The following is a 17,976-nucleotide window of genomic DNA, read 5'->3' on the forward strand; positions in this document are numbered from 1 at the left end:
AGATGTGCGAAACAAATTACAATGAAAATATGAATTTTTCAAAATTGAAAAACATGTACATTTTCCGCATCAAATTGAAAAATATCACGCCCATCCATGTTGGCGGAAATTCTGAAGATTCTGTAACATCAAAAAATCCGATTATGAGAGTTTCGGAAAATGGAAATCCGTTCATTCCCGGTTCCACACTTAAAGGTTTGATGCGTTCTGCCAGTGAACGCCTGGCCCATCTATTTTTTGATAGAGAGCCGTGTTATTTGGATGGAGATAAGGCATGCGCTCCACATAAAAATGTAAAAATAGAAGAAAAAATAAAAGAAATAGAACAAAAAGAAGATAGAAAAATTTCTGAAGAGAAAATTTACAATCTTTATTATGATGAACTATGTCCGATTTGCCGCACATACGGCGGAGGTTCCATTGCTTCGAAGGTAAAGTTTGAGCATATTGTTTTTCCTGCAAATACGTTAACAAATATACGGGAAGGAATTCAAATCGACAGAGACACCGGCACGGTTAAAGGAAATCGTTTTTATACTTATGAATATATTTTGCCAAATTACGAGTTTGAGATGGTGATTACTGCCGAAAATATGACAGAGGAAAATTTAAAAGTGCTCGCATTGGCGCTGGCACAGCTGCAGGGAAATCAAATTCGCATTGGCGGCATGCTGGCTAGGGGTCTCGGACAAATTGAATTTATAAGCGGAACCGTAAAAATATACGATTTTTCAAAGAAGGAAAATAAGAATGCCATTATTCAAACATTGTTGGGCAAAGATACACCTACCGAAAATAAAACGCTAACTGAATTTTTGGAAAAGGTCTTATAAGAAAAGAGGTGTTCAACGTGGCTTCTTTTAAAAAACTTTGCAGGAACGCTTCCTTTGATTTGGAACTGGAAGCGCTGTCTCCCATCCATATCGGGACAGAAAGCAGCAACGAAAACAAAAATTTAATGATGAAAAATGATTACAATGAGGATGTAAAATATGTAATTACAGGCAGTTCGGTTAAAGGAGTCGTGCGATCCTATTTAAGCGATTTGGCCGTTTACTTTGATACTCAACAATTTAATGAGTTGCTTGAGGATTTATTTGGAACACAGTCATTGAAAGGGAGAATCTTCATATCCGATTCGGAGTTCGATAAAGAAGTGCAGGGGTCAAAGACAATCAATGCCATTCCGCGTTTATCCGCACGTGATCCCAAAATCATTGAATATGAAGTGATTCGTCCGACCACCAAATGGGTTTTGCATTTGGACGTGATGAACCCGACGGCGGAGGATTTCGGGTTAATGGCTTTGGTTTTAAAAGCCCTTTATTCCGGAAGTGTTCAAATCGGACATGGAAAATCGAGAGGCTTCGGACGGGTGGCATTGCATCGGGCAGATGTTGTTTTAGAATTTTTTGGCGGGAAGGCAGGACAAGAAATTGCCAAAAAATCAATTCACGTCGATCTAAGTGATTGGAAAAAGGAAAAGTCGCTGATTTCTGAAAGATATCTTAAATCCTTTGAAAAAGAACAGACTTTCCGATGGATGCAGTTTGGCGTGGATGCCCTCGCCGAGAAAGTGGCAGGTGGTGTATGATATGTCCATATTCCAAACAGAAATAACCGAGTCCATCAATCTTTCGGAACTGGTGGAAGAATTTAAGAAGAAACATTCCGATGCTATGTATTATATGGAAAGTATACTTGAATATAAAATCGGGAAACTGGAATCTTCAACCGAGATTCCAGACAATTTTGATTTTCTTCGGTTTTTTTCGGAGGACGAGGAGTGGAAAATCAAAAAATATCCATCCTATTATCGCATTGTGAAATTGGACAAAACTTCCATTTCCCAAGAGAAAAGACAAAGCAGAACGTTGATGATTGATGATTCAGCCAAAAAAAATCGGAATCTCCCGTTCAAATATTTGATAATTGAAATGATCGAAGATGGAGAATTGTATTTTGAAAGCTGGAAGGGGGTAAGCGGATGAATTTGATGGGGGAAAAGCTGAATAAGTTATTTCCGGAATTGAAAAATCCCGCGGAGAATGAAAATGCAGCAATGGAAGCCGAAATGGATGTTCTTCCTTATGACTTTATTTCCATTGATGATCCGATTGAATCCACTCACTGCGCCAAAAAACAACAAGATTTGAAAACGAATTATACCGGTGTCATGACGGTGGATTTGCAATTGAAGTCGCCGATGGTCGCAATTGATGAAATGGGCGATGTAGTAGAAATAGCCAGGAAATCAGGCGGTCAAAAAAATTCTGTACCAATTTATGATTATCGTAATGCCCTTGGAAAAGGATTTCACAAAAAAATTCCGGCTTCATCGATTCGCGGCATGCTCCACAATGCGGCGGAAATCATCTGGAATGACGTTTTGACGGTGGAGGAAAGTAATGGGTCTAATCGAAAACTGAGGGAATATATTCCGGCAGATTGGTTATCTGAAAAAAACACTCTTGAGAACCATGGATTGGCATCCCATTTTTTTGGATTTGTGCAAAATCAAAGCAATGAAAATTCCAAAAAGAAAAATAAAGGAATCGCTTTAAGTTCATTGTTGCAATTTTCAGATGCTGTCACTGAACATGCCGAATATCAGGAAGCGTATTTAAAGCCCTTTACATTGGCTTCACCAAATGGGTTATTGATAAAGGGGACTAATCGTTTCAACATGAATTATATGGAAAAAACAAAAAAGAGATTGCGACCTGCGGGAAGAAAGGTTTATCTGGCGGGACGCACAAAAGATTTGGAAAAGAGATGCATAGCGGAAACAGTCAAAGAGGCATTCCGGGGTTTTGTAGGAGAGCATTGGAAGATCAATCGTGAAAAGCATATCTGCATTGAAAACGGCAAGGCGGTACAATTGGAAAAAATCATTTTAATTGCCCCGAATACGGTTTATACCTTCAACATTTATTTTAAAAATTTGAAGGAGGAAGAGTTGGCGGCGCTTGTCCGGTTAATCGAATTGAATGCTGGCGCCGAAGCTTCGGAATTGGCGAAGAAAGCGACATATGCAATCGGCCGCGGAAAGCCTTTAGGGTTTGGAAGGGTCCGGTTAACGGTCCGGGACATTTATGTAAGGGATGCAACGAAAATATTGGATTTAAACGCTCCCGAGTTTAGCAGGCAAATTGACAAAGCGGAACTTTACAAAGGCAGCAATCCATATCAAAAAAAATATGAAGAGTATTTCGCTTTGACCGATGATCAAACATTTGACGGCCATAAAATATATCAAAATAAAGGAAAAAAAGTGAAACGATATACAAAATTGAAACGGGGTACGAAGTTGTGATTTTCAATACATCCGAGATGCTTTTTTCTCTCCCCTTCCGCATGACGGTTTTAAAATTTGCGATTGAGCCGATGGAAGAGATGGTGATACCGGCCTATCCAGCCATTACCATCCGTGGCGGTTTAGGATATGCATTAAAGCAGAAATTGTGCCTGTTTGATGTCCGGACATGCCGAGAAAAATGTCAATGTCCCGAAAAGTGTTCCTACACCCTGTCTTTTGAAGATCGGGAAGGCGCCACGACGCAAGCGCATCCCTATATTCCGTATACAAGGCCATATATCATCCGTGTGGAGAAAAATTATCCATCCGTTATAAAAAACGGAGAGCTTTTTGAATTTCAAATTTATTTATTTGGTAATGCGGTGGATGATTATATGTCTTATATCGGGGCCATCAGAAGGTTCGGTGAAATCGGATTTGGCAAAAAACATGTCCCTTTCATCATCCGGACGGTGAAGTCCGTGGAACCGGGAATCGAAAGGATCATTTTTGAAGGGGACCGGCTGTTAAGTGAGCCGGCTGTTTTAAGTTTTAAAAATCTTTTAGCTATTCCGGAATACCGGCCTTTCCAATTGAAGCTGGAATTGGTCACGCCCGCCCGTGTGAAACATGAAGGACGTTATGTGAAAGATTTGCCCTTTGACTTGTTTGTCATGAATTTAATTAGACGATTGAACAGCATACTTTATTTTCATCACCAGTATGAGCTGGATCCGGAATGGGAAGCGTTTTGGATTGATGCATCCATTGATGTGGACACGGTCTTTTCCGGGTGGGAGTATGAGAGCTTTGAAAGGTTTTCCACAAGGCAGCAACAAAAAATGAAACTGGATGGCATCATTGGCGAAATGGTGGTGGAAGGGGATACTTTGAAGGAGCTTTTTCCATTGCTGTATGCAGGACAATTTTTGCATATCGGAAAACAGGCAGCCTTTGGATTTGGGGAGTATAAGCTTTCGGTATATTAAAATGAGGCAGCTTGGCTTCCCGGTATTTCATCGATTAACTGAATAAATTGGCGACGCCGTTTGAGCAGATGCCTTAGAAAATGATGTTAACTTTTTCAACAAAAGAAGCGCCTGGCACTTAATTGGATGCCAGGCGCTTTGCTTAATTTCTTCCGGATTGGGAGAAGCTTTTTTCCGTTTGATGTTCCAAATATTCTTCTTCTTCCTCGCGGGAAAGAAGGCCGGTTGCTTTGCCGATTGTTCCGCCTTGCCATTTCCAAATTTTATTATGCACTTTGACGGCGTTGGAGAAGTCGCCGTTTTTCCAGGCGGTCAAGGCTTCCCGGTAAAATTCTTCATGCTCATAATCGTTATATTCCAAAATCGTCAACATTTTATCTATCTGTTCTTCGGTCATTGGGGTAAAGCCCCATTTTGTATCGGCTTTTACTTTTTGGTGGGTCATTTCATGCATGGTCTGCATGAACACCTCTTCGGGCATCGTGTAATCGTCGGATGTGGAGGCTTTTATCGGCTGCCGGGTTTCGGTGTTGATCGATTCCGGATTGATGTTTTCGGAATCTTGAGGTTTCGCTTTACCCTGATTGAGCAAAATGACCGCAGCCGCAATCCCCGCCACCGCTATGATCAATGAAGCCACGACCATCCAATATTTATTCCTCATAAGAAAATTTCCATTTGCTCCCTTCAGAATTTCCAATCTTGTAAATAACATACCAAATTTTCTCATTAAGTCAAGGGAGGGATATGGGGGTGGATGTTTCTTGGGCTTGGATGAAGATGTATTTTGGGCGGATGGAGTTTGCTCTTGGGGATAAGAGAGATCATCTTGGGCGGATAGAGATTTCCCTTGGGCATATGAGAGGTCATCTCGGGCAGATAAGGAATCTTCTTTGGCACTTAGGAGTTCAACTTGGGCGTATGGAGATTCTCTTCGGGCACATGGGAGTTCAACTTGGGCAGATGGGGATTTCTCTTGGGCACAAAGGAATTCCTCTTGGGCACAAAGGAGTTCCTCTTGGTCACATGAGAGATCATCTTGCGCTAATTGCAAATCCCCTTATCCAAACAGAGGCCAATCTCACGCGGACAGAGGCGAACCCCCAGCCCCTGCACAAAAGATTACAAAAAAAGCCGGCCGCATACGGGTGATCCGGCATTATAAATTAGTTATCCGGTACTATTGCGTTCAAAGAAGTACGATATTAAATTAGAAATAAAAAGAATAGTTTACAATTTTAAACAAAATAAGGAAATTAATGGACCTAAGAATTATCTTAGAAAGGGGGATTGATCGGACAAGGGGATTTCGCGGTTGTGTCGACTGACACCTGTGTTACTTCCAGGAACAGATTGATTGGACATTCATCAAAGCTTTATTCGGCACATGGATGTTTTGAACGCAGACTATAAGGGGCTTTTTGTTGTTTTTATATTACTTTTGAGTAATAAAATGAGCCGTATAAGGGTGAATTCCGTTTCCATCTGTTTCAACATAATCGGCAACACCCAAGATTTTTCAATTGTCCGTCATTACATAACAGGAGAATAGGCGGATACCTGATATCAATGGCGTACAAATCCAGAGGGGAGGATTTCAATGAAAAGAAAAATTAGGAATGTTTTCCTTGCCTTGTTCGTTGCGGGGGGAATAGCGGGGATTTATCCGTCGGTGTCGCATGCAATATCGATTTTTTTCTTCAATGATGTTCGTCCGTCCGATTATTTCTATGATGCTGTCAACGACTTGGTTGAACGGGAGATTATCCATGGATATGAAGACAACACATTCAGGCCGTATCAGCCGGTTACCCGGGGACAAGCGGCGAAAATCCTGGCAAACGTCTTGAACTTGGACAAGCAAGATGTGGAAGATCCCGGTTTCAAAGATGTTTCCAAATCCAATGAATATTACGGCGCCATTGCCGCATTGGTTAAAGAAGGAATCATCCATGGCTATCCGGACGGCACATTCCGGCCGAATGAACCGATACAGCGGAATCACATGGCGAAAATCATCGCCCGCGCCTTCAATATCAAAGCTTCCCCCGGCACGAAAACACCGTTTACCGATTTAACAAACAAAGAATATGTGGATTACATTCGAGCTTTATATGAATACAAAATCACGACAGGTACTACACCGACGACCTTCAGCGGAACGGATAGCGTGAAACGCGGACAAATGGTTGTGTTTGTTTACCGGGCCGAAAATGCCGCAACCGATGCCACAATCAACATTTCCGAAATCAATGGGGATACCATCATAGCCGGCAATAAAGAATATCAAATTCCACGCAGGCTTCAGACTCTCTTCGGTTTATCCGGCAAAGAATCATTCAAAGGGGCAACTGTGAAAGCAAAAGTGATCGGCGGAAGCATTTATTCCATCACGTCGATAGAATTCGGCGATTTAGAGGAAGCGGATAAACACGCAATTGACAAGCAGCTTCCAGTCCTTGAGATAAATGGAAAGCGGCCGAATGGAAAATATTCGGTAAAAAATAACCATTTTGCTGTCCAATATGGAAAGATATCCGTTTCCTCCCAGGATCCCATTATATATTGTCATATCATGATCCATTGAGGAGCGAACCTTCCTATTACGCGAATTTGAACAGCCCTGTCTATAATGGGCCAATTAAACTTTATCATGATTCCTATTTGCATGCGGTTGCGTTGAAAAACGGCATTATCATCGGCGAAATGCTGGTTGAATTGGACGTGGTAGACGATGAAGCGGCGAATTTGGATCCGTTCCCGGTTCTGAAGGTAAATGGGGAGGAAGCAAAACCGCACTATTCATATGTCAACGCGAACGGAATTTCAATAATCGAACAGTTTGTTTCAGCCTATGAAAAGGCGACGCTTGAGCTGATTCCGGGAGAAGGGACAACCATTTATTTGTTTGAACCATACCAGGACATCCGCTTTGACAAAATTGATTTTGATTCTGCTACACAATACACCGGACCAATTGAAAATTCCGATATCAATGCAGTCATCGTGAGAGACGGCAAGGTTGTCGGGCATTACATTGTTTGGGTGGGAATTTATCTGGATTAAAAGAGGATTTGAGAGATTTGTATAAAACGGCGCAGGAGTTGTCTTGCGCCGTTTTTATTGTGTGGTTTTGGGGTTATGCGCATATGATGGATTTTTATTTGCATAAGGTAATTTCTTAAATGCAAGGCAGGGCCTTAAGTGAACAAGATTCTCTTTTATTTTCGCAAGATGAAATTGCAAATGCCGAAGAGGAATTGCTATCCGCCCAAGGGAGAACTTTATCAGCCCAAGAGGGATTCCTATCTGCCCAAGAGAGAACTCCATCTGCCCAAGGGGAAGTTTTATCTGCCCGAGAGGAATGATTATCTGCTCAAGGGAATTCTCCATCTGCCCAAGATGATCTATCATCCAATTTCCAATTATTTTTGCTTTTCATCATTTTTATTAATCCTGTTCAAAATTGGAAATGCCATTTCCCTTCAAATTAATTTGTTATAATAGTTCTGTAAAATTTATGAAAATGAGGGGATTGCATGAACGTACATGAGATTGCGGTGATTCCGGGGGACGGAATCGGAAGGGAAGTCGTGCCCGCTTCGTTGAGGGTGCTGGAACGGCTGGCGGAGCTTCATGGCGGGATCAAATTTCAATTTACGGAGTTTCCGTGGAGCTGCGAGTATTATTTGGAACATGGCGAGATGATGCCGGAAGACGGGATCGGGACGCTGAAGAATTTCGAGCAGATTTTTTTGGGGGCGGTGGGCGATCCGCGGCTTGTGCCGGACCATATTTCCTTGTGGGGGTTGTTGATCCGGATTCGCCGGGAATGCGAGCAGGTCATCAACTTGCGGCCGGTGAAAAGCCTCAGGGGCGTGCCGTCCAAATTGGCGGATGCGGAGCCTTTCGATTTTATTGTGGTGCGGGAAAACAGCGAAGGCGAATACAGCGAGGCGGGCGGAAGCGTCCACCACGGGGAGGATGAAATCGTCATCCAAAATGCGGTATTCACCCGGAAAGCGACGGAACGGGCGATGCGGTTCGCCTTTGATTTGGCGATGAAGCGCAATAAAAAGGTGACGAGCGCCACGAAATCCAATGGCATCGTCTACAGCATGCCTTTCTGGGACAAGGTGTTCCGCGAAGTGAGCAAGGATTATCCGGAAGTGGTGACGGAATCCAACCATATCGATGCGCTGGCGGCCTTTTTTGTGCTGAAGCCGGAGCAGTTTGATGTGATTGTGGCGAGCAATCTGTTCGGCGACATTTTGACGGACATCGGCGCGGCCATCATGGGAAGCATCGGCGTGGCGCCGGCCGCCAACATCAATTTGAACGGGAAATACCCTTCCATGTTCGAGCCGGTCCATGGTTCCGCTCCGGACATTGTCGGAAAGGGCATCGCGAACCCGATCGGACAATTGTGGACCGCGAAGATGATGCTGGACCATATGGGCTACGATGAACTGGGCGCGCATTTGTTGAAGGCCATCGAAGAAACGACGGTATCCGGCGTGAAAACCCCGGACATCGGCGGAACATCGACGACCGAAGAAGTGATTGGGGAAGTGTTGAAACGGATTTCGTAGGATTTTCGGCAGCCGGGTGCTTAGCGGTGCGTCCATTCGCGCATAAATCTTCGAAAGCGCGCATAATTGGGAAAATTCCCAAAAAATTGCTGGAAACCGCACGCAATCCGGTGAACATCGTACAAAACCGGGCTCCTGCGGGGGGCTTGTCATTTTCGGCTCCCCCATGCCTTTGGCGGAAACCGCTCACAACCATGCGCCAATCCAATGGCAACAATTGAATATTATATAGGAAGTTTTCAATCGCTGTTTAATTCATAGTGTGGTTACGTATATATAACCCATGATTGGATCACCGATGAGCAAGGGAAAAAAGTGGCTGGATTGGCCGAAGATTATAAAGAACTTCTCTATGCATCGGCAAAGGAATTGGAGAAACGGAAAAGAGATGAAGTCGAAGAATGCATCCGGCAAATCGAGCGGAAAATCGATGAATGGGTCGAGCAGGCGGAAAAGCTGAGAAAAGAGAATAGTTGATGAAAAGTGCATGATGATAGATTTTGAATGGAATCAACAAGCAATCAATTGGAAGCTGCTTTTCTTTTAAGAAATCATCAATCGTGCGGAAGCCATGTCCAGTCGAACCGGACATGGCTATTTTTTGTGGATTCACAATTTTTCCGCCGCAAACGCGATTGTCGCCGCCAAGGCTTTTTTGAGCATTATACAAATTTTTTTCGCCGCAAATATAATTCGGTGCCGGCATGGTTTTCTTTTGTTGATTCGCCACCACAAAAAAATCCTCATAAGTGATTTACATCACAATGCCGCAAGAAACAACGGATTATAATACCAGTGAGAATTGTTTTCAGCGAAATGCAGCTTAGCCTCACACATTCCTATTTATTTAAAAAATATAATTTTCTTTTCATAATAAAATTTCATTCGGGGTGATCGCATTTGAAAACCATTGATTTATCCAAGACGGTTTACGAACTGTGCACCGAAGACCCTCGCATCATCGGCATCATGAAAGAATTGGGCTTTGAACAAATCACCAAGCAGGGGATGCTTCAGAGCGCGGGCAGGATCATGACCATTCCGAAAGGGGCGCGGATGCGGAAAATCGATCTGGATGAAATTGTCGAAACCTTTGAAAGGCATGGCTATAACGTAAAAAAGTAAGGAGGATTCCCATGAGCGAACTCATCAACAACCGCGAAAAAGGGATTTTGCATAAAAATGAACGGCAGAAAATGCTGAAGGACATCATTAAAGAGCTCCACGAAGGAAAATCTGTCGAGGAAGTGAAAGCCAAGTTCCAGGAGGCGGTGGGGGATGTGACGGTTGACGAAATCTCCCAAATGGAACAAGCATTGATGGAAGAGGAAGGAATTCCGGTGGACGAAGTGCGCCGGCTCTGTTCGGTGCACACCGAAGTGTTTAAGGGATCCATACAAGACATCCATAGATCCGATAAACCGGAAGAACAGCCCGGCCATCCGGTGCATACGTGGAAACTGGAAAATAAAGAATTGGATTACCTGGTAAATTTCAAAATGAAGCTGCATACCGGGCGCTTTATGAAAGACGATTCCGACGAAAACCGGTTCAAATTGATTGAAGACTTGAATCTTTTATGGGATGTGGATAAGCATTATTCCAGAAAAGAAAATTTGTTATTCCCGTATCTTGAGAAATACGGGATTTACGGCCCGACCAAAGTGATGTGGGGCGTCGATGATTATATTCGCGCAGGCATCAAGGACGCGAAGCGCAAATTGTTGGACTACGATGGCCAAAAGGAGGATGTATTGGAAGTTTTGGAATTTGTGATGCGCGAAGTGTCGGAAATGATTTTTAAAGAGGAAAACATCCTGTTCCCGATGGCTTTGCAAAAGCTGACGGAAGATGAATGGCTAAAAATTGCCCAGGAAAGTGATAAAATCGGATACTGCCTGATCGATTCCGTGGAAGAATGGAAACCTGTCCGCCATCCGCTGCCGATTGAGAAAAAGGAAAACATTCATCCGGAAGAAGGGTATGTCCGCTTCGAAACGGGTGTTTTATCCGTCAAGCAAATCGAAGCCATCTTCAACCATCTGCCGGTGGATATTACGTTTATTGATGAAAACGATATTGTGCGATACTTCTCCCACGGAAAAGAACGGATTTTTACAAGAACGAAGGCGGTCATTGGACGCACGGTGCAAAACTGCCATCCTCCGCAAAGCGTGCATGTGGTGGAGCAGCTGCTCGAGGATTTCAAATCAGGGAAGAAAGATGTGGAAGATTTCTGGATTCCGTTCAAGGACAAGTTTGTGTATATCCGCTATTTTGCGGTGCGGGATGAAGAAGGCAAATATATGGGAACCCTTGAATTCACCCAAAACATTTCCGGCATCCGGGCATTGGAAGGCGAAAAACGGATTTTGTCGTAAGGCGGCAGGTGCCAGGCACTTTTGATGTGCCTGGCGTTTTTGTTGCAGACGGATTGACGTTCTTTCGCAGGGCTGGGGCGGAATTGGGCGCGCTGACCAGGAGAAACGGCGCAGATGAAGATTTAACTGGCTTATAAGCGGATAACATGTGCAAATGGAAATTTCTTTTGTGACCTCGAGGGGTTAGCATGTGCGGATGAGCGGTGAACATGGGCGGATGGAGATGCATCTTGGGCATAAATGAGATGAACTTGGGCGGATGAGGATTCATCTTGGGCATATACGAAGTGAACATGGGCAGATGGAGTTTCATCTTGGGCATAAATGAGATGAACATGGGCGGATGGAGATGCATCTTGGGCATAAATGAGATGAACATGGGCGGATGAGGATTCATCTTGGGCATATACGAAGTGAACTTGGGCGGATGAGGTTTTATCTTGGGCATAAATGAGATGAACTTGGGCGGATGGAGATGTATCTTGGGCATAAATGAGATGAACTTGGGCGGATGAGGATTCATCTTGGGCATATACGAAGTGAACATGGGCAGATGGAGAAGCATCTTGGGCGTATAGATACATAGCTTGGGCAGATGGAGATTCATCTTGGGCATATACGAAGTGAACATGGGCAGATGGAGTTTCATCTTGGGCATAAATGAGATGGACTTGGGCGGATGGAGCTGCATCTTGGGCATAAATGAGATGAACTTGGGCGGATGAGGTTTCATCTTGGGCATATACGAAGTGAACATGGGCGGATGGAGATGCATCTTGGGCATAAATGAGATGAACTTGGGCGGATGAGGATTCATCTTGGGCATATACGAAGTGAACATGGGCAGATGGAGATTCATCTTGGGCGTATAGATACATAGCTTGGGCAGATGGAGATTCATCTTGGGCATATACGAAGTGAACATGGGCGGATGGAGAAGCATCTTGGGCATAAATGAGATGAACTCTCCAGAAGGAATCCCGTTGACCCGGATAGAATCTTTCTTTCTAAAGAATGTTTTCAAATTCGCGCGAATGATTCGCATCTCACAAAATGCAGGCGCTATAGCCACAATCCATCCATTTACCATAAGGAGGAATTTCTGTGACATTACAAATCGTGCAGAAAGATATTACAACCATGGCGGTGGACGCGATTGTCAACGCGGCCAATTCACGCTTGCAGATGGGCGGAGGGGTGTGCGGGGCGATTTTCCGTGCGGCCGGTGCGAAGGAGCTGCAAGAGGCGTGCGACAAGATCGGCCATTGCCCTGTCGGGGAAGCGGTCATCACGGATGGTTTCCGCTTGCCGGCCAAGTTTATCATCCATACGGTCGGTCCGGTTTGGCAAGGCGGGCATCAACAGGAAGCGGAATTGCTGGCCTCCTGTTACCAGGAATCGCTGAAACTGGCCAAAGAACACGGCTGCCGCTCGATTGCGTTTCCGGTCATTTCCTCGGGCATTTTCGGATACCCCAGAAGGGAAGCGCTGGAAGTCGCCATCACGGCCATCCAGGAATTTTTGAAAGAGAATGAAATGGACGTATACATCGCCGTCATTGACCAGGACATGCTCCAAATGGGGAAAGCGCTGCTGAAAAGCTAGCCACGGGAGTGTTTGCGTTGTCATAACGCCAAACATTTTCACCTTGCCCCTCGCCGCTGAAAGGCTGGCCGGATAAAGGGCGATTCTGTTGCAGGGGATCAGGCGCCAAAAGATTTGGACTCTGTCACCGCAATGAAAAAGCATTTTGCCGACGTGCCCCCTTTCCGCAGCCCAATCCCCATACCTGTTTTCCCACAAAAAAAGCGGGAATCCCGCGAACGGAATTCCCAATGAGCTGAAAGAATCATTATAAGGTTAGGGGACGAGAAAATATGGATTCATTCAAATGCGACAATTGGCATAAGGGGACAATTGCATGCACGAATCCAATTTTCACCGGCCATTGTTCCTGGATGAACAATTAGCCTTTCACCTGCGATTGTTCAAGAGAAAAACAGATTGCTTATTGCACTTGCTTAAAATACTGCTCAGTCCGTTACGGTACCCGCAAGTCTTGCGGGGCATGGCAGCCGCCGCATCCCAACCGACTTGCTTTGATTCCAATGTCAGAGAGGAGAATCGAATGATTCATCTTACAATCGCATGTGAATGATTTAACTATATTATAACAGATTTGAAACCGCTTTCAAAGCGTTTTGTACGAAAATTTATTCAATTGACATTTTGCCCGATTTTTTGAGGGCGGGAGACCATTCGAATTCGATTTCAAATTCGTGTTTGTCGCCTTTCACCTTATATTTCACATCCACTTTCACTTGATCGCTTGGCGCCACTTCCACTTGTTCCGCGCCCTGGACGAAGGTGAATTTTCCTTCCTGCTTCAGTTTTTGGGCGATTTTTTCAAGGGTTTCCGCAAATTCCTGAACGGTTTGCGCTTCCTTATGTTTGATGAGCACTTGTTCCCGATTCCGTTTTTCGCCGGAAGCCTTTGCCGTTTGCTCATCAACCTCCTGTCCGTCAAATAGGGCACCGTCATTTCCTGCTGCCTCATCCCCGGGTTCATCTCCCACCGGTCCGGCCCCGGCAGCCTCGGTCATTTGCACGTCTGAAAGCTCTTCTGCAATGTCATCCACTGCTTGTCCAGATGTTGTTTCTTTCATTTTTTCTTCCATTTGGACACCCTCCCTTGCTTTTCTTACTTTTATTGTACCATTTCGATGAGAGGGGAAAATTGACGGAATTGTCAATGTATCTTTATTCTTCACCACCGCAAAAAGAGGCTGGGAAGCATCGCGCGGATCTTTCCCAGCCCATTTGCGCACCGTTATTCAATTTTGATGAATGCAGCTGCAAACTTTTTCCATTCCGTGATGGATGATGATGTTGCCGCGTCACCTTTTCCGTTTTGAGGGGGGCAACTCGCCGTTATGGCCCAAGGGTTATGCAGCCGCGAATTCTTTTTTCATTTTGATGAGGCCGTAAATATAGAAGAAGATGCTTGCCGTGATGATGGTGAGAATGACAAATAATACGGATTTTCCTGTTTCCCCTGTCCAGCGGTAGAATAGCCGGTACGAATAGTAAATGGAAATGATCAGAACGGCGATGTAGGCCAGCCATCCGATGATCGGAATGAGCGAAACAACGACCAGGATGGCGTAGATGACAGCCCAGATCAGCGCATCCTTTTTTACTTCCGCCGGTTCCGTTTTCTTGGATCCGAAGGCAAAGAGCAGATAATAATTGATGATTGGAATCCAAGCCAAAAATGCCAGATCGGTTGGACCATTTGTTTTGGCTGTATAATAGTAAATGATGGCAGTCAGAATATAGTGAATGAGTATAAGAGCGATTAATACAAAAAATCCTCCTATCAGGCCGACAACCGCATAGTCTTCAAAGTATTGATACATCCGGCTCCTCCTTTCCATTGATAAGGCGATTTTTTCCCGGGAAAAATCATTGTCATTATATGAACGTTTTTTAAAGAAATGACTGAAGGGGCCAAAGAAAATCGTTCTTATAGAATATTTTTTTATGAAAACAAGCCATCCGGCCGCTATTGTGGAGGCACCGGAAGTCAACGGATAGGGAAATTCGACTAAAATGGTTTAATGCCCAGTTTTTGGGGGTATAAATTTCGTGTCAGCGGTTGTCGGAAAAAAGGGGATTATTACAAAAATGTGGAGAAAATTTGATGAAAAGATAATAAAAGATTGTCCAAAATATGATAAAAACATGATAATTTTACATCAATTTACAAACCTTCAAAATAAAATACAAAAAATGGTGTATAATAAAGATGTAAAAAGTACAAGCTATCAAAATAGAAAAGGAGGAATTTGAAATGTTTGAACTAAGACCATTCAGAAGAAAAAATGACGACATTTTTGAAAAATTCAGAAAAGCATTCGAAGATGTATTCGATGATGATTTCTTGCCAGCATTGGGTAGCGATTTCAAATCACTCCGCACAGATATTACAGAAACAAAAGATGCATACATTGTACAAGCCGACTTGCCAGGATTCAACAAAGATGACATCGAAATTGACATAGATAACAATTACTTGACAATCCGCGCAAAACGCGATGACAGAACGGAAGAACGCGATGAAAATGACCGCATCATCCGCAAAGAACGCCATTTCGGCGAATTCTACCGCTCTTTCTATATCGACAATGTCGATCAAGACAAAATCGAAGCGGAATTGGATAACGGCGTATTGAAAATCACTCTTCCAAAACTCAAACCGGATGATGACAGCTCATCCAGACGCATCCAAATCAAGTAAACAAGCCCAGGCTATGACGGAATGTCATAGCCTTTTCCGTTTTGAATTTTTTGCTTGCCAGGATTTTGATTGTCAAACCACTTTAACGATTTTACAATATTTTTTTCAATTGGCAATCAATCGAATGCTCTATTTTATTTTTGCTTCTTGCAAAAATTTGACGGGTTTGAGCCTGCAAAGAGCGAATGGAAAACATTCGCTCTTTTTTTTGTTGATGAATTGCTGCGTGTGCCGGCGCGGATGGGGGATTCAACTTGGACGGATTACTTGAGAAAATAGGGAACCTTGGGCGGATGGCGGTATAACCTGGGCAGATAAAGGATGCATTTGAACGGATGGGGTTCATCATGGGCAGAGGTGGAGTGCCCTTGGGCGGATGTGAGGCATGATTGGGCAGATAAGAAAACAACACGGGCACATGTGAAGTGCCCTTGGGCGGATGGAGATTCCTCTTGGGCACAAGCAAAGTAAACTCGGGCGGATGAAGATGCAACTTGGGCATATGAGGGGCATGCTTGGGCAGATAAGAAAACAACTCGGGCACACGTGAAGTGCCCTTGGGCGGATGGAGATTCCTCTTGGGCACATGCGAAGTGGACTCGGGCGGATGAAGATGCAACTTGGGCATATGAGGGGCATGCTTGGGCAGATAAGAAAACAACTCGGGCACACGTGAAGTGCCCTTGGGCGGATGGAGATTCCTCTTGGGCACATGCGAAGTAGACTAGGGCGGATGGAGATTCCTCTTGGGCACATGCGAAGTGGACTCGGGCGGATGGAGATTCCTCTTGGGCACAAGCGAGGCAACTTCGGGCGGATGAGGAAACATCTTGGGCACGCTCCCTCGACGCTACCGGCGGGCCGGGCTTCCATATCGTGAAAGTGGAATAATCAATCCGGAACGGGGCTGGAATATCCAGCATTATCCGGGGATTGCCGCCAATCCCGGATAATGCTTTTTTTTTACGCCAACGGTTCCGCAGCCTCCCCTGATCCATTTCAATGGAATCTGCCCTCCGATGCACGGATTTTCCTAAGAGTCCATCGTGAAATATTACAAAATTATCACAGATTGCAATTTGACAATAATTTTATCTCATAAAAATAAAGGTTATTGCAATAAAAATAAAGAATGAATAATATATTAGCATTGGATATTTTTTAAGTGAATTGGAGAGAGAGCCTATGAAACGAAAAATCATCATTATTGCCGCATACATTTTTTTGCTATCCGGCATTTTTCTGAACGGGGAGGCAGCCGCGGCAGGCGGTTCCAAACTGCCGTATAAGGATATCGACAGCAACTTTTGGGCAGCGGAATTTATCGTGTCATTAACGAATAAAGGATATCTCAGCGGTTTTCCCGACGGCACATTTCGGCCGAATCAGCCGATTACCCGGGGTGAAACCGCCGGAGTCATAGCGAAGTCATTGGGAATCTCTCTGGAATCCAATTTCAAATTAAAGGCGAAAGATGTTCCGACAAGCCATAAATACTATAAAGAAATCCGGAAGCTGGCCGAATTGGGCGTTGTTCAAAACAATGAATATTTCCGTCCGGAAGAGCCGCTCTCAAGGGCGCAGGTCGCCAAAATGATCGCCCTTGCTTACGGAGTCAAAGTCGATTCGGTCAATAAAACCGTTTTTAAGGACTATCCAAAAGATTTTTGGGCAAAAGATTATGTGGAGTCCCTTGCGGATGTCGGCATCATCAAGGGAACAAGCCCGACCAAATTTTCCCCGAACCAGTCTGTCACGAGAGCCCAATTGGCCGCTCTCGTCTGGAGGGGCATCGAATTTAAGGGGAAAGTCAAATCTCACCAATTAATTTATGACTATTTATCGAAACATTATATTTCCACCGTCAATACGGCCGTGAATTGGACGAATGAAACGATCCGGCTGGTGAATGAGCAGCGGAAAAAAGCGGGGATTCCTCAGGTAAAAGAGGATCCGGCCCTCACCCAGCTGGCGATCATTAAAGCGCAGGACATGATCCAGCGGAAATATTTCGATCACTATTCCCCGTACTACGGTTATCCATGGGATATGGCAAACGTTTTTGATTACGGATTCACGAGACTCGGCGAAAACCTGGGCCGCTATTTTACGCGCCCGAAAGATGCCGTGGATGCATGGATGGCCTCTCCATCCCACAAGGACAATATGCTGAAGCCGGTCTACACGCATATCGGGGTCGGCATCAAAGCCGATGCCAAAGGAAACTATTACTGGGTCCTGTTGTTATCCAGTAAATAGCCTGTAATATTTCAACCGATAATATTACAATATTACAGTAATATTACAAGATTCTACAAAAATATTGCATCCGTTTTTTGTGAAAAGTGCCGAATTTCCTTGAAAATTAAGGGATTCGGCACTTTTTGTATTTTCATGAAAACGTTACACAAATGAA

Annotated in this window: 20 protein-coding genes and 1 pseudogene; 16 read left to right on the forward strand and 5 right to left on the reverse strand. The window is 44.3% G+C overall.

Annotated elements, in window-relative coordinates:
* The first annotated feature begins 2 nt into the window (after window positions 1-2).
* The 5 genes from csx7 to cas6 are packed head-to-tail and all read left to right on the forward strand — an operon-like array spanning window position 3 to window position 4,287.
* Window positions 3-833: a CRISPR-associated RAMP protein Csx7 gene (gene csx7 / locus NST62_RS02125; RefSeq protein WP_342463092.1), complete on the forward strand. Its 831-nt coding sequence runs from the start codon at window positions 3-5 to the stop codon at window positions 831-833.
* Window positions 834-850: 17 nt separating this feature from the next.
* Window positions 851-1,594, forward strand: coding sequence for an RAMP superfamily CRISPR-associated protein (locus NST62_RS02130; RefSeq protein WP_181733189.1), 744 nt, complete (start codon window positions 851-853; stop codon window positions 1,592-1,594).
* Between the two features lies 1 nt (window position 1,595).
* Entirely contained in the window at window positions 1,596-1,991 is a 396-nt protein-coding gene (locus NST62_RS02135; RefSeq protein ID WP_141601776.1) for a hypothetical protein, read from the forward strand.
* Window positions 1,988-3,316: a hypothetical protein gene (locus NST62_RS02140; protein ID WP_328216491.1), complete on the forward strand. Its 1,329-nt coding sequence runs from the start codon at window positions 1,988-1,990 to the stop codon at window positions 3,314-3,316. The genes NST62_RS02135 and NST62_RS02140 overlap by 4 nt, the downstream gene beginning before the upstream one ends.
* Window positions 3,313-4,287: a CRISPR system precrRNA processing endoribonuclease RAMP protein Cas6 gene (gene cas6 / locus NST62_RS02145; protein WP_328216490.1), complete on the forward strand. Its 975-nt coding sequence runs from the start codon at window positions 3,313-3,315 to the stop codon at window positions 4,285-4,287. The genes NST62_RS02140 and cas6 overlap by 4 nt, the downstream gene beginning before the upstream one ends.
* A gap of 142 nt (window positions 4,288-4,429) precedes the next feature.
* On the opposite strand, the gene NST62_RS02150 is transcribed toward cas6, so the two are convergent.
* Window positions 4,430-4,951, reverse strand: a complete 522-nt coding sequence (locus NST62_RS02150) for a DUF6241 domain-containing protein (RefSeq protein WP_141601773.1) — start codon at window positions 4,949-4,951, stop codon at window positions 4,430-4,432.
* A gap of 936 nt (window positions 4,952-5,887) precedes the next feature.
* Between NST62_RS02150 and NST62_RS02155 the strand changes: the two genes are divergently transcribed.
* The 7 genes from NST62_RS02155 (at window position 5,888) to NST62_RS02185 (ending at window position 11,260) form a co-directional block, all read left to right on the forward strand.
* The gene (locus NST62_RS02155) at window positions 5,888-6,874 is read left to right on the forward strand and encodes an S-layer homology domain-containing protein (protein ID WP_342463093.1); all 987 of its coding nucleotides are present in this window, start codon (window positions 5,888-5,890) and stop codon (window positions 6,872-6,874) included.
* Window positions 6,853-7,353: a hypothetical protein gene (locus NST62_RS02160; protein ID WP_141601771.1), complete on the forward strand. Its 501-nt coding sequence runs from the start codon at window positions 6,853-6,855 to the stop codon at window positions 7,351-7,353. Before NST62_RS02155 ends, NST62_RS02160 begins: the two co-directional genes overlap by 22 nt.
* A 119-nt stretch (window positions 7,354-7,472) precedes the next feature.
* Window positions 7,473-7,655, forward strand: a complete 183-nt coding sequence (locus NST62_RS02165) for a hypothetical protein (RefSeq protein ID WP_342463094.1) — start codon at window positions 7,473-7,475, stop codon at window positions 7,653-7,655.
* A 171-nt stretch (window positions 7,656-7,826) separates the two neighbouring features.
* On the forward strand, window positions 7,827-8,879 hold the full coding sequence (locus NST62_RS02170) for a tartrate dehydrogenase (protein WP_342463095.1): 1,053 nt from the start codon (window positions 7,827-7,829) through the stop codon (window positions 8,877-8,879).
* Between the two features lie 315 nt (window positions 8,880-9,194).
* Window positions 9,195-9,356, forward strand: a complete 162-nt coding sequence (locus tag NST62_RS02175) for a hypothetical protein (protein ID WP_181733188.1) — start codon at window positions 9,195-9,197, stop codon at window positions 9,354-9,356.
* A gap of 423 nt (window positions 9,357-9,779) precedes the next feature.
* Window positions 9,780-10,004, forward strand: coding sequence for a DUF1858 domain-containing protein (locus tag NST62_RS02180; RefSeq protein ID WP_141601768.1), 225 nt, complete (start codon window positions 9,780-9,782; stop codon window positions 10,002-10,004).
* A gap of 11 nt (window positions 10,005-10,015) precedes the next feature.
* On the forward strand, window positions 10,016-11,260 hold the full coding sequence (locus tag NST62_RS02185) for a DUF438 domain-containing protein (protein ID WP_328216485.1): 1,245 nt from the start codon (window positions 10,016-10,018) through the stop codon (window positions 11,258-11,260).
* 131 nt (window positions 11,261-11,391) lie between these two features.
* On the opposite strand, the gene NST62_RS02190 is transcribed toward NST62_RS02185, so the two are convergent.
* Window positions 11,392-12,138, reverse strand: a complete 747-nt coding sequence (locus NST62_RS02190; RefSeq protein WP_342463096.1) for a hypothetical protein — start codon at window positions 12,136-12,138, stop codon at window positions 11,392-11,394.
* Window positions 12,139-12,364: 226 nt separating this feature from the next.
* Here NST62_RS02190 and NST62_RS02195 point away from each other — a divergent pair.
* A pseudogene (locus NST62_RS02195) lies at window positions 12,365-12,826 on the forward strand (macro domain-containing protein); the annotation flags it as partial.
* Between the two features lie 647 nt (window positions 12,827-13,473).
* Here the strand turns inward: NST62_RS02195 and NST62_RS02200 are convergent.
* Both NST62_RS02200 and NST62_RS02205 read right to left on the reverse strand, forming a co-directional pair.
* A complete protein-coding gene (locus NST62_RS02200; protein ID WP_342463097.1) occupies window positions 13,474-13,938 on the reverse strand; it encodes an amphi-Trp domain-containing protein in 465 nt (154 codons plus the stop codon).
* A 267-nt stretch (window positions 13,939-14,205) separates the two neighbouring features.
* Window positions 14,206-14,679, reverse strand: a complete 474-nt coding sequence (locus NST62_RS02205) for a hypothetical protein (protein WP_141601764.1) — start codon at window positions 14,677-14,679, stop codon at window positions 14,206-14,208.
* 229 nt (window positions 14,680-14,908) lie between these two features.
* On the opposite strand from NST62_RS02205, the gene NST62_RS02210 reads away from it, so the two are divergent.
* Entirely contained in the window at window positions 14,909-15,112 is a 204-nt protein-coding gene (locus NST62_RS02210) for a hypothetical protein (RefSeq protein ID WP_342463098.1), read from the forward strand.
* Window position 15,113: 1 nt separating this feature from the next.
* Window positions 15,114-15,560, forward strand: a complete 447-nt coding sequence (locus NST62_RS02215; RefSeq protein WP_141601763.1) for an Hsp20/alpha crystallin family protein — start codon at window positions 15,114-15,116, stop codon at window positions 15,558-15,560.
* Between the two features lie 263 nt (window positions 15,561-15,823).
* Here the strand turns inward: NST62_RS02215 and NST62_RS02220 are convergent, their stop codons facing one another.
* Complete coding sequence (locus NST62_RS02220; protein WP_342463099.1) at window positions 15,824-16,585, reverse strand: hypothetical protein; 762 nt, start codon at window positions 16,583-16,585, stop codon at window positions 15,824-15,826.
* A 160-nt stretch (window positions 16,586-16,745) separates the two neighbouring features.
* Between NST62_RS02220 and NST62_RS02225 the strand changes: the two genes are divergently transcribed.
* Window positions 16,746-17,819, forward strand: coding sequence for an S-layer homology domain-containing protein (locus NST62_RS02225; protein ID WP_328215468.1), 1,074 nt, complete (start codon window positions 16,746-16,748; stop codon window positions 17,817-17,819).
* Window positions 17,820-17,976 lie beyond the last annotated feature (157 nt).

The sequence above is a fragment of the Ureibacillus sp. FSL K6-8385 genome (assembly GCF_038593155.1).
Lineage (GTDB): Bacteria > Bacillota > Bacilli > Bacillales_A > Planococcaceae > Ureibacillus > Ureibacillus terrenus.